Here is a 12,298-nt window from a genome sequence, read left to right as displayed (position 1 = left end):
TTATATTGTTTTCCTTGAATTTGGAATAAGTGCCATGTTTTTTGTTGGAATTCCTTTTATCTTTATTTCTGGAATGCTAATGCTCTTTCATAATAGCAATGAAATCAATGCCTACTTAAAGAGAACTAGTAAGATTGGACATGAACTTACAGGGAAACTTGGGGTTAAGGATGTTCTTGACTTATTTGTAGACCGACTCAGCGAATTGCTGCCTCTTGATTACATCTATGTTTATGATGTATTATCCGAAAATCAATTAAAGCTAATCCGCTTCTTTGATCGTTCCGGGGAAATGAATTTTTCAGAGGTGCAGATGAATAGGGGGGAAGGCGTTAGCAGGGCAACGTGGAAAAGATCCGGAAGCTTCCATTATAAAAAGAGAGCTGAGTGGAAGCATATGACGAATTCATTTACACCTGAGAATGCGGAAAGTGTTCTTTCTGTACCTGTAGAAAGAAATAACGAGATTGTAGGCATTATAACAATTTACTCTAAAAAGAAGCGGGCATTTGTACAATTTCAGTTTATGATTCTAAGGATTCTTGGCAATTATCTAGGGGTTGCTATTGATAATGCGAGGCATTATGAGCAGCGCAAAGAAGAAAGTGAACGATGCCCTCTTACGGGACTTTACAATTATCGTTACTTTGAAAATTATTTGCAGGATTTATTTTTGAAATGGGAAAAAGAAGACGTAAATAAGCCAATTTCTCTTATTCTTTTAGACATTGATCATTTTAAGCAAGTTAATGATACCTATGGACATGAAAGTGGCAATGAAATTCTCTGTCTGCTATCTGAAAGACTGCGGATGGTTTTAAGTAATCAAGGAGTGCTTGCTCGTTATGGCGGAGAAGAATTTGTGATTCTTCTTCCCGGATATGCGGCTGATCAATCCATTAATATAGCTGAAGATATTAAACATGCCATATCTTCTGAACCTTTTTACTCTCACGATCACATATTAAGATGGGAGACGGTCCAGGAGATTAATGTTACTGCCAGTATAGGAGTAGCTGTTTACCCGAATGATTGTGAAGAGCCCTTAGAATTAATTCGCCATGCGGATCGAGCGATGTATGTAGGTGCGAAGCAGCAAGGAAGAAATAAGGTAGCGAATTATAATCAAATGAACACAAACGTCCAATAATCGGTATTGGACGTTTTTAATATAATTTCAAACACTGGCTGTGCTTTTCTATTAAGAATTTACTATACAATCGGGCAGTATAGTTGAAGACTCGATTTCGAGATATTGGGTTAGTTTAAAGTTCCTGCGGGGGATGATTCGCTTTCCGGCCCTGCACGACGCAACGTCGATCGCCCCTGCGTCGTGTAGGGCCATAGGAAAGTGTGCGAATGTGGAATCACCCCGAAAGACACGAACAGCATAAGCCGAGCATCAAAAGGATGGTGGTTTTTCCGTCCGTTGATGAACGGCTTATGTCTCGAGAGTCTGGGTGATGGAACAAGACGAGTTATTCCCCCGCCAGCCCTCCTCCACATAGAGTGATGGCCACCATTTATCTCGAAACTGAGTCTTACACAAACGTGAGCTTAATTATAATAGTTCACATTAGGATTTAACTAAGTTGGTATAATGGGAGAGGACAGACAGAGCTTCTTATTTTATAATTGAATTTAGTTAATGAGAAAGGAGGAAATAGTGAGTTAAAAAGAATAAACCAACTCCTATGGAGCCCCCACAGTACTTCACAACAAATACGATAAGCTAACTGAACAAAAACATCCTTCTAGTATTACAAACTCCCCAAAAAATTTATTGTTCCGAAAGGAGAAATTGATGAACACTTTGCTCTCCCTCTATATACTTACAACTGGGCTGATTCTAGGCTCTTTTTACCACGTAGTCGGAATTCGCCTGCCAGTAAGAACTCCCTTTTTTACTGGCCGCTCTCAATGTCCTCATTGTCAAACGAAGTTGCAGCCTATCGACCTGATCCCTCTCTTCTCTTATCTTCTCACCAAAGGTGCATGCAGGCATTGCTGTACTCACATATCCCTCTCTTATCCAATCGTAGAAGCCTTAACAGGAGTTATGTTTTTACTCTCCTACATCGTTTATGGGTGGACACCTTCTTTTTTGGGTGCCTGTTTACTCATTAGTTTAAGTATCATGGTAACGGTCAGTGATCTTAGATACATGCTAATTCCAGACCTTCTCCTTATATGGTTTGCAGCTTTATTTATTATCTATAGATTCGTATATCCGCTTCACCCCTGGTATTCCTCAGTTAACGGAGCGTTTATATCCCTTCTTTTGATTGCTTTTATTATTATTCTTAGCAAAGGAGGGATGGGTGCTGGAGATATGAAACTTTTAGGAGTGCTGGGAATTCTCCTTGGAACTCAACTTGTACTGGTGACGTTTTTTATAGCTGTATTCATCGGTACGGTAACCAGTCTGCTCATGATCAGTCTGAAACGTAATGGTCGTAAAGACCCCGTGCCATTTGGTCCTTCTATCGTTTCCGCTGCAGTTATTGTGTATTTTTATGGAGAAAATTTAGTTGTTTTATACCTGTCATCCTTTTAGGCTTGGGTACCTCAAATCGTATAATTGTAAAGAAGCTTACTGGACAGGAATAGGCAACAAGTGAAATTGTCGAAACAATGCTGACAAATTTCAACGTTGTTTTTGTGGTTGCTGTGATAGGGTTGGGACAAACCTTGCAGGAGTGATTAAACGATGGAATCGAATAAAAAAATAACCATATCTTTCCGCAATGAAAATGAAAAAGATCCTGAAAATGAAATAATCCAGGCGAAAGAGGAGGTTGCGGCTTCAGATCCACGACCAAATAAGATAGAAGAGATACCAGTATTAGAAATTCGAAAACCACACCAATCACCCACTAAGAAAAAGAGGTATGAGAAGCATTCAGTAAAGTATTTGGTCATTGCTGCTTCATCAGCACTCTTATTAAGCTTAGGACTCGGTTTTCTACTCCTGCGTATGTTTGTTAGCCTGACAGACGAAACTACCGCTGGTAAAGAAATGGTGCCGGCCACAGTCCCCTCTGAAGAAGCCGTTACAGAGCAGGTTGCTGCTGTAAATCCCAACGCTGTTGAAGCCTACTTGGTTCAGGCAGGAGTGTTTACAACAGAAGAGAAAGCCCTCCAGTGGAAAAGTAAATTGACTGCTCTTTCTGTTTCTTCTATGGTTTGGGAAAGGGATCATCAGTTTTATTTATTTGCAGGAAGCGCGCAGACAGAGACCGAAGCTTCTCAAATAGCTGCAGAGTTATCCGCACGTAGTATCGAAACCTACGTAAAACCCTGGTCTGTATTGAAGGGGGAAGGCTCCTTTAAAGGAGAAGAAGCCAAAACTTTTGAGTTTATGATCGATCACTTGGAGAATTTTTCAATTGATCAGCTTTCCGATGCAGATCGTCAGAAGCTGCTTAGTACCCTGGAGAAACAGGAACCCAATTCTCCGTTAATCTCCCCACTGCAAGAATGGGAGCAACGTGACGATTATCATTTGAATTGGCTGAAGGTAGCTTATTCTCTTGAAAAAATGATGGAATAGAAAATAAAGGTCTCTCAATGTAACGAATTTTTAAGAATTTCACTATTGGATTCTTCTTTTTTACTTGTTTTTGGTAACTGGAAATTCTATTTATGTAAATCAAAGACTGACAGAGATTCCTGTAAAATGAGAATACCTCATGTAGAGTAAGGAGCTTAGTTAATGCCAACACTTATACTTGGATCACAATCACCCAGAAGAAAAGAATTGCTGAGAGAAGCCGGGTACGAGTTTTTACTGCGAGTCTCCGGCACAGACGAAGAATTGGAAAAAGGTATCCTGCCAGAACAAGCGGTCAGTTATTTATCAGAACAAAAAAGCTTGGCTATCCCTATTGAAGAAAATGAAGTACTGCTTACAGCTGATACCCTCGTATCGATAGATGGAGAGATCCTTGGAAAACCTGCTGATGAGAGAGAAGCTTTTAGTTTTCTTACAAATTTAAGCGGTCGCACACATCAAGTGCATACAGGAGTCACAGTACGTTCTAAGGAACACATCCATACGTTTGTTGTCAAAACAGATGTTACTTTCTTTTCCCTATCTGATAAGGAAATTCATAAGTATATGGAGTCAGGGGAAGCGTGGGATAAAGCAGGTGGTTATGGCATACAGGGGAAAGGAGCGTTTTTTGTAAAGTATATTCACGGAGATTACTACAGTGTAGTAGGCTTGCCTATAGCTAGGGTCGTAAGGGAGCTTGAAGCCTTTGGAGTGCTGCTGGACTAACTTTCTCTACATGAGGAATGAGTTGTAAGGGAGCGAAGAGGGTGACAAATGCAAGTATTATGATTAAGGATGTACCCAAGGAGGATCGTCCCAGGGAAAGACTCTTGGAAATAGGGGCTTCTCATCTTTCCAACCAGGAACTACTTGCCATTCTTTTAGGAAGCGGCACTAAAAGAGAGTCAGTTATGGATTTGGCTCAGCGTCTTCTTATTCATTTTGAAGGGATTTTATTACTAAAAGATGCTACCCTTGAAGAATTGACCGCTATCAGGGGGATCGGCGTAGCAAAGGCCGTTTTGATCATGTCGGCTATTGAAATAGGGAAGCGGATGCAGCAAATGAAGCCGGTGGAAAGATATATGATTCGCAGCCCTGAAGACGGAGCCGATTTCGTTATGGAAGAAATGCGTGACTTAAAACAGGAGCACTTCATTTGTTTATTCCTGAATACTAAAAACCAGGTACTCCATCGCCAGACCATCTTCATCGGAAGCTTGAACGCTTCGATTGTACATCCCCGTGAGGTTTTTAAAGAAGCCGTGAAACGCTCGGCTGCCTCCATTATATGTGCCCACAACCATCCTTCAGGAGATCCTACTCCTTCTCAGGAGGACATTCAGGTAACAAGACGATTGCAGGAGTGCGGAAAGATGATCGGTATCGAACTACTGGATCATCTTGTTATAGGAGATCGAAAGTTTATTTCTTTAAAAGAAAAAGGATACTTGTAACACTATCTATTTTATCTAATTTTTCGTATAATTGAATAGATGGAGATAAAAGGCGCCATTTATAGGAACTTCTTATAAATAGGCGCTTCTTCTAATCCACAAAAAGGCTTATGCCTGACCCCGCCTGAGCAATGCGGGCACTTAGAAAGGAAGATTGAATTGGGTCTATTTGGATTTTCTCAAGACTTAGGGATTGATTTAGGTACTGCGAATACACTTGTTTATCTAAAAGATAAAGGGGTTATTGTAAGGGAACCTTCTGTTGTAGCCAAAAATAATCAAACAGGTGAAGTTCTGGCCGTAGGGAATGAAGCTCGTAAAATGATCGGCCGTACACCTGCGTACATAACTGTCATTCGTCCAATGAAGGACGGGGTCATAGCGGATTATGAAACCACAGCTCAAATGATGAAATACTACATTCAAAAAGCACTTAAAACCAGATCTTCATTTGCGAGTAAGCCCAACATTATGGTCTGTGTTCCATCCGGTATTACTATGGTGGAAGAACGTGCAGTCATTGATGCTACTAAGCAAGCAGGGGCTAAAGAAGCATTTCCAATAGCGGAACCTTTTGCAGCAGCGATCGGAGCTGGACTTCCTGTATGGGAACCTACAGGGAGTATGATTGTAGATATTGGCGGAGGTACTACGGAAGTAGCTATCCTTTCCATGGGTGGAATCGTAACCAGTCAATCGATTCGTGTAGCCGGCGATGAGATGGATGACTCTATCATTCAGCACGTCAGGAAAAAATATAACCTTATGATTGGGGAAAGAACGGCAGAAGAAGTAAAAATGGAACTCAGCGGTGCGGGCAGTATTCAGGGAAATGATGAAATGGATATTCGCGGCCGTGACCTGCTTACAGGTCTTCCGAAAACGATTACAGTTCACTCGGAAGAAATTATTAATGTCGTTAAGGATACAGTGGATACGATTATTGAAACGATTATTAATACGTTGGAAAAGACTCCTCCTGAACTTGCTTCAGATATTATGGAACGCGGCATTGTCTTAACGGGTGGTGGAGCATTACTTAAGAATTTGGATACTGTCATCAGTGAACGTACAGAGATGCCTGTCTTCATTGCAGAAGAACCACTGGATTGTGTAGTCATTGGAACTGGAAAGTCTCTCGAAAATATCCACCATTTCAGAGCCCAGCCTAATGTAGCAAGCCGAGCGAAAATGGAGTAGGCGGTCAAGATATGCCGAGCTTATTCCGAAGAAAAAGATTAATGGCAGTATTAATCGGCTTCATTGTATTGGTTGCTTTGATCGGATTTTCGATTCGGGATCGCGACTCCTTAACTACGCCTGAGAAATTCTTTAAAGATACGGTAGGATGGATGCAGAGTATCATCTATAAACCTGTTAGTCTAGTTGACAACTCCGTGGACAATATTCAAAATATGTTTGAAGTGTATGAACAGAATCAGGTTTTAAAAGCGCGTCTTTCCGAGTACAAGGGCGTAATCAAAGACAATCAGCGGTTAAAGAATGACAATGCGGAGCTGCGAAAAACGATGGGGAAAACGAAATCATTGAGCGATTATTCACCTATCCAGGCGACAGTTATAGCCAGAAGTTCGGACAGGTGGTTCGAGCAGATGACCATTAACCGAGGTGAAGAACATGGAGTGGCCAAGGATATGGCTGTATTGACCAGTGAAGGAATGGTAGGGAAAATTAAATCCGCTGGAGCCTTTCATTCGACTGTTCAGCTACTGAGCGGGTTTGATCGTTCCAATAAGATTTCATCCTGGGTGGTAAGAAAAGATAAAAACGAGGCATTTGGTTTAATAGAAGGATACGATGGAGAAAGTGGCAGGTTACTGCTGAAAGGTATTAAGCTGGACGAAGAATTGAAAAACGGGGATACTGTCATTTCTTCAGGTCTCGGCGGTGTTTTCCCTAGTAATCTGCGAATAGGTACAGTGGAAGAGGTTGTTAACGATCAGTTCGGTTTAACAAAAACCGCCTACGTAAAACCTTTTGCTGATCTATTTAATATCAACCATGTTATCGTGGTGGACCGCTCCATGCAGACCGTGGAAAATGAGGATCAGAAAGAAGATGGAGATTCATGAAAAGGTATTACATCGCTCTGATCTGTCTGCTTCTTTTAGTGATGCAGGGGATGGCTATGAGTTTATTACCCTCTAAGCTTGTATATTCAAATCTATTAATGACCCCTCACTGGGTACTTCTTTTCTTATTAATAGTTGCTATATTTTTTGATCGGGACAAGACTTATTTTGCGGTTTGGTACGGGATGGCATTTGGTCTATTGCTCGATATTGTTTATACTGGCATACTTGGAGTTTACATGGTAACTTATGCACTGGTCATCTACGTAATTCACGGTATTAATAGGACGATTCATTCGAATTTTATCGGTGCTTCACTATTAGTGATCCTTGGGATCATTTTGTCCGATACATTACTATACGTAATCTATTCATTTGTACAAATCACTTCTATGCCATGGGGTACTTACCTAATCCTGCGACTGCTGCCTACTGTGGCAGCTAATATGATCTTCTTTATTATTTTATATCCAGTCGTGAAGGATCGGGTTACGCAGTGGTCAGAAGTAATAAATAACGCTTAGAATTTTGTAAAATGTCTAAGGTCTGAGGTGACAGCCTGTGACGGCAAACGATCAGAAAGTATTAATTAAAGGAACTAGAGATGGATTGACACTTAGTTTAGACGATCAGTGTGCTTACAAGGATATTCTGAAGGAATTACAAAGTAAGCTGTCTATGAAAGGCATTACTGATGAAGAACCTATGATTCATGTGACGATTCAATTGGGTAAACGTTTTGTGACGAACGAACAGAAAGAGGAACTTGTCGACCTTATTAAAGAAAAGCAAAAGCTTGTAGTCGATCGTATTGAATCAGATGTTATTACGAAAAAAGAGGCTTTTGAATGGAAAGAGAATACAGAAATTACTCCGATCGCCAAGACCATCCGTTCTGGACAATTGGTGGAGGTGCGCGGGGATTTACTGCTAATTGGAGATGTTAATCCAGGGGGAAGTATTTCGGCGACTGGCAATGTATATGTGCTTGGCAGCCTCAAAGGTGTAGCTCATGCCGGGATTGAAGGGGACACAGAGACAGTTATTGCTGCCTCTTATATGCAGCCGAGCCAATTACGAATTGCTGACCAGGTTAGTCGTGCTCCTGATTATGAAACGGAAGGTGTATATATGGAGTGCGGATTTATTGATGAACAGGAAGGGAAGATTCGCATCGACCGATTACAGGAAGTTGTGAAGAAGAAACCGGATCTTGCAAGTTTTGAAAGGAGAATGAGCAATGGGTGAAGCGATAGTAATTACCTCCGGAAAGGGAGGGGTTGGAAAGACCACAACTACCGCCAATCTGGGGACCGCTTTGGCCTTACAGAACAAAAAAGTTTGTCTGGTGGATACAGATATCGGTCTCAGGAATTTAGATGTTGTGATGGGGCTTGAAAATCGTATTATCTACGATATTGTGGATGTAGTAAATGAACGTTGCAAAACAAAACAAGCTCTTGTAACCGATAAACGTTTTGACTGTCTGCATCTATTGCCGGCAGCCCAGACTTCCGATAAATCCGAGGTGACTCCAGAAGGAATTAAAGAAATTGTGGAAGAATTGAAGCAAGACTATGACTACATTATTATCGATTGCCCTGCCGGAATTGAACAAGGATATAAAAATGCTGTGGCTGGCGCTGATAAAGCTGTGGTCGTTACAACACCTGAAAAATCAAGTGTTAGAGACGCAGATCGCATAATTGGTCTTCTTGAACAGGAAGAAATAGAAGCTCCGAAACTTATTATAAATCGTATAAGAAATCACATGATGAAAAGCGGAGACATGCTGGATGTAGACGAAATCGTTTCGGTCTTATCCATCGATTTGCTTGGTATCGTGGTAGATGATGACTCAGTCATTACTGCATCTAATAGCGGAGAGCCAGTAGCAATGAAACCAAATTCCAGAGCTTCGATAGCTTACCGAAACATAGCTCGCAGAATATTGGGTGAAGCGGTGCCGCTAATGAATTTAGATGAAGATAATGGAATGTTCTCAAAAGTAAAACGCTTCTTTGGAATGCGCACATAATTTTTGTAAAGAGCGGTTTGTTTTTAATTAAACAGGCCGCTCTTTTCTTAGGGCAGCGGACAAGCTTTTACACATATATCCTTCTCTATCCCCATAGAATGTAAAAAAAGGTGGCGGAAAGAGAGGGATTATTTTGAAGAGAGACATTGAACATGTCCGTAAAAATATATCTGAGCGTAAGAAAAAAAAGGTTCAGGGCAGCTACGAGCTTCCTAAAAAGTCGTTTGTTCCACCTCAGGATGAAGAAATGCATGGCTATCCACCTTTAGTAACAAGAAGTGATTATGAAAAAAAGCGACCTCTTCCTGAGTCCCAAAAAGAGACAAGTCGTCTGGGGGTTCAGTTGTTTTTTTCTGTTCTATTATTTGCTGCTGTAGCACTAGGCAAACAGACAGATATTACTTTCCTTAACGGACCCGAGGATTGGGTAACTTCTCAACTTCAGGAGGACTTTCCATTTGCTAAGGTTACGGCCTGGTATAGTGAACGCTTTGGTGAGCCTTTACAGGTGGTTGCTCCAAAACAATCCTCCACGGAGGAAAATCTCGCCATGCCCGTGAGTGGAACCGTCACTACATCTTTTCAGAATGATGGAAAGGGCATAGTGTTAACGACTGAAAATAATTCAGAGATTAAGGCTGTTAGAGAAGGAACCGTTATTTTTGCAGGAAATGATGAAGATACTCAAAAGACCGTAATTGTGCAGCACGAAGATGGCTCGAAAAGCATTTATGGATATTTATCCTCCATTGATGTTCATCTTTATGAACATGTACAAGCCCAAAGGAATGTAGGCTCTGTAAAATCGGAAGAAGGGAAATCAGCGGAGTTCTTTTTTGCCATTGAGAAAGACGAAAGATACTTAGATCCTGTAGAGGTAATAAAAGTGGATGAAAGTTCTTAATTTTATCCCGAGCATTCATATTCATCCTCTCTTCTTTTTATTAGCTATATCTGCATTCTTAACTGGGGCTATTTATGAATTTGTTATCCTGTTTTCTATTGTTATGATCCATGAACTGGGGCACTTTTTTACCGCTAAGCATTTTGGATGGAGAGTTACGAAAATAGAGTTCTGGCTGTTCGGAGGTGCTGTGGTCAGTGAAGAACATAATACACGTCCTTTTCGTGAGCAAGTAACCGTGATTCTGGCAGGACCGCTGCAGCACATTTGGATATTTGCTGTACTTACTATCTTGCAAGTAACTATGGGACCTCATCCGCTCTTAAGTGTAGCTGGTTTTTATAATGGAGTTATACTCCTGTTCAACCTTCTTCCGATCTGGCCATTAGATGGAGGGAAAATAATATTTTATATGATGAATCAGGCAGCAAGTTTCAGAAGAAGCCTCATGCTTACTTTATTCTTTTCATTTCTTGCTATGCTTCTGATTGGCAGTTGGCTTACGCTGGACGAACGATGGACGTTTGCGGGTATTCTTCTGGCTGCTTTTTTAATTGTGGAAAATGTTCTGGAATGGAGAAGACGAACTTACACACAAATGAGGTATTTAATGCATTGTGCTCTTGAGGACCGCCGTCATTTAAGACCTGTATATGTAAATGTTCCCCAAGAAATGCTGGTACGAGATGCACTGAAAAATATTAGAAGCAATCGAAATCATCTTTATGTATTGAAAGAGTTCCCCCTTTTCTATATAGTAGATGAGCAAGAATGCCTGCAAGCGTATTTTGAAAAGAAAGATTCTGATTTACGCTTAAGGGATCTACCTAAAATTGCATTATGAAGAGGGATGACATGAGGGAAATCGTTTTCCATACACTAACTTCTGAGAAAACAGGAGTGGTGATAGAGAATAATCGCATCAATGAATATGTGATAGACCGCCCCGGAGTAAAGGCACTTACTGGGGCTGTTTTTGTTGGCAGAGTGCAGAACATTGACCATGGACTTCAGGCGGCCTTTGTTGATATAGGAGAAGGGAAGCATGCTTTTCTAAGGAAGCCTGCTATTCCATGGGCTAAAGAATCGATTCATACCACTTTAAAAGAAGGAGAGTATGTATTTCTCCAGGTAATAAAAGAATCTAAGGGTAATAAAGGGCCGCAGGTTAGTGCAGATATCACTCTTCCAGGCCTTTATACAATCTATCAGCCCTATGGAGGGAAAACTTCTATTTCGAAGAAACTAACGCCTGCTTCAACAACTCACCTTCAATCAGAACTTGAGGAAAGGCTGAGCTCTGTAGAAGGCTGTATTATCCGCACGGCTGCCGCTGATGTTAACCCCGCTCAAGTTCTGAAGGAGCTGGAAGTGTTAAAGGAGCAGTGGTTGAAAATAACAACGCAACAGCTTAGAAAGCCTCCACGTCTCTTATGGAAAGATGAAATTATTCCTAACCAGTTAATTAGAAAGTTCCCGCTAAATTCCTTGGAAACGATCATAGTAGATAGGGTCGAGGAAAGCGAACGATTAAAAAATACATACCCCTCGATTAAGGATAAGATCAGCTGGAATCCTAAACGAACAAATGAAGTAGCGCGCAGTTTACAGGATCTGCAAATGGAGCTTATTAACTCTCGCCTGGAGATTGAGGGAGGAATCGAGATTGTAATAGAGATAACGGAAGCGATGACAGTTATTGATGTAAATAGTTCCAAATATAAAGGAAAAGCTTTTTCCAACTCACAAACTTCAGATGTAAACAGGCGGGCAGGCAAAGAGATTCTCAGGCAGCTGCGTTTAAGAAATATCTCTGGAATAATAATGGTGGATTTTATATCTATGAAAGATACTTCAGCTGCTGAACGACTCATAAAAGAGATGAAGAAGCTGGCGAAACAGGATTTAGTACGAACGCAGATTTTAGGGATTACACGCTTAGGTTTAATGGAAATCACTAGAAAAAACGAATGGATGAGCCCCTTCCAATTATTACAGGAAAATCCTGAACCTGTGTTTACGATTGAAACGGCCGTTTTCCGTCTTGAACGAGAACTTCTTTTTGGGGTGGGAAAAAACCAGGAAGCTATTCTGCTATCTATAAATCCTCAGCTTAAAATCGTTAAAAAACAATTGCTTTCAGGCAGTATATCTAGTAAAATTCCACAGGAGCTGTTTGTTAGGGAGGATCCAAGCGTTTCTCACTATCAAATTGAGCTTGAAGGGTCCGTGGACATGATTCGTGAAATG

At 40.9% G+C, this 12,298-nt stretch carries 13 protein-coding genes; all 13 read left to right on the top strand.

Annotation, left to right across the window (positions count from 1 at the left end):
* The coding region (locus WAM07_RS17990) for a diguanylate cyclase (RefSeq protein ID WP_422168766.1) at positions 1–1,150 on the top strand (1,150 nt) is incomplete at its 5' end.
* Between the two features lie 654 nt (positions 1,151–1,804).
* Positions 1,805–2,557 (top strand): prepilin peptidase, encoded by a 753-nt coding sequence (locus WAM07_RS17985; RefSeq protein WP_422168765.1) that lies wholly within the window; start codon positions 1,805–1,807, stop codon positions 2,555–2,557.
* A gap of 153 nt (positions 2,558–2,710) precedes the next feature.
* On the top strand, positions 2,711–3,553 hold the full coding sequence (locus tag WAM07_RS17980; protein ID WP_422168764.1) for a hypothetical protein: 843 nt from the start codon (positions 2,711–2,713) through the stop codon (positions 3,551–3,553).
* A 162-nt stretch (positions 3,554–3,715) separates the two neighbouring features.
* Entirely contained in the window at positions 3,716–4,282 is a 567-nt protein-coding gene (locus tag WAM07_RS17975) for a Maf family protein (protein ID WP_422168763.1), read from the top strand.
* 59 nt (positions 4,283–4,341) lie between these two features.
* On the top strand, positions 4,342–5,013 hold the full coding sequence (gene radC / locus WAM07_RS17970) for a RadC family protein (protein ID WP_041601678.1): 672 nt from the start codon (positions 4,342–4,344) through the stop codon (positions 5,011–5,013).
* 159 nt (positions 5,014–5,172) lie between these two features.
* A complete protein-coding gene (locus tag WAM07_RS17965; protein ID WP_422168762.1) occupies positions 5,173–6,213 on the top strand; it encodes a rod shape-determining protein in 1,041 nt (346 codons plus the stop codon).
* Positions 6,214–6,224: 11 nt separating this feature from the next.
* On the top strand, positions 6,225–7,106 hold the full coding sequence (gene mreC, locus WAM07_RS17960) for a rod shape-determining protein MreC (protein WP_422168761.1): 882 nt from the start codon (positions 6,225–6,227) through the stop codon (positions 7,104–7,106).
* Entirely contained in the window at positions 7,103–7,630 is a 528-nt protein-coding gene (mreD, locus tag WAM07_RS17955; RefSeq protein ID WP_422168760.1) for a rod shape-determining protein MreD, read from the top strand. Before mreC ends, mreD begins: the two co-directional genes overlap by 4 nt.
* 37 nt (positions 7,631–7,667) lie before the next feature.
* A complete protein-coding gene (minC, locus tag WAM07_RS17950) occupies positions 7,668–8,354 on the top strand; it encodes a septum site-determining protein MinC (protein ID WP_422168759.1) in 687 nt (228 codons plus the stop codon).
* Positions 8,347–9,144 (top strand): septum site-determining protein MinD, encoded by a 798-nt coding sequence (gene minD / locus WAM07_RS17945; RefSeq protein ID WP_089748931.1) that lies wholly within the window; start codon positions 8,347–8,349, stop codon positions 9,142–9,144. Before minC ends, minD begins: the two co-directional genes overlap by 8 nt.
* Positions 9,145–9,277: 133 nt before the next feature.
* Positions 9,278–10,048 (top strand): peptidoglycan DD-metalloendopeptidase family protein, encoded by a 771-nt coding sequence (locus WAM07_RS17940; RefSeq protein ID WP_422168758.1) that lies wholly within the window; start codon positions 9,278–9,280, stop codon positions 10,046–10,048.
* On the top strand, positions 10,035–10,892 hold the full coding sequence (locus tag WAM07_RS17935; RefSeq protein WP_422168757.1) for a site-2 protease family protein: 858 nt from the start codon (positions 10,035–10,037) through the stop codon (positions 10,890–10,892). The genes WAM07_RS17940 and WAM07_RS17935 overlap by 14 nt, the downstream gene beginning before the upstream one ends.
* An 11-nt stretch (positions 10,893–10,903) precedes the next feature.
* A partial coding sequence (locus WAM07_RS17930) for a ribonuclease E/G (protein ID WP_422168756.1) occupies positions 10,904–12,298 on the top strand: 1,395 nt, incomplete at its 3' end.

Source organism: Halobacillus sp., assembly GCF_049282395.1.
Classification (GTDB): Bacteria; Bacillota; Bacilli; order Bacillales; family Halobacillaceae; genus Halobacillus.
Note: the sequence above shows the minus strand (reverse complement) of the source record. Positions and strands in the feature narration are given on the sequence as shown.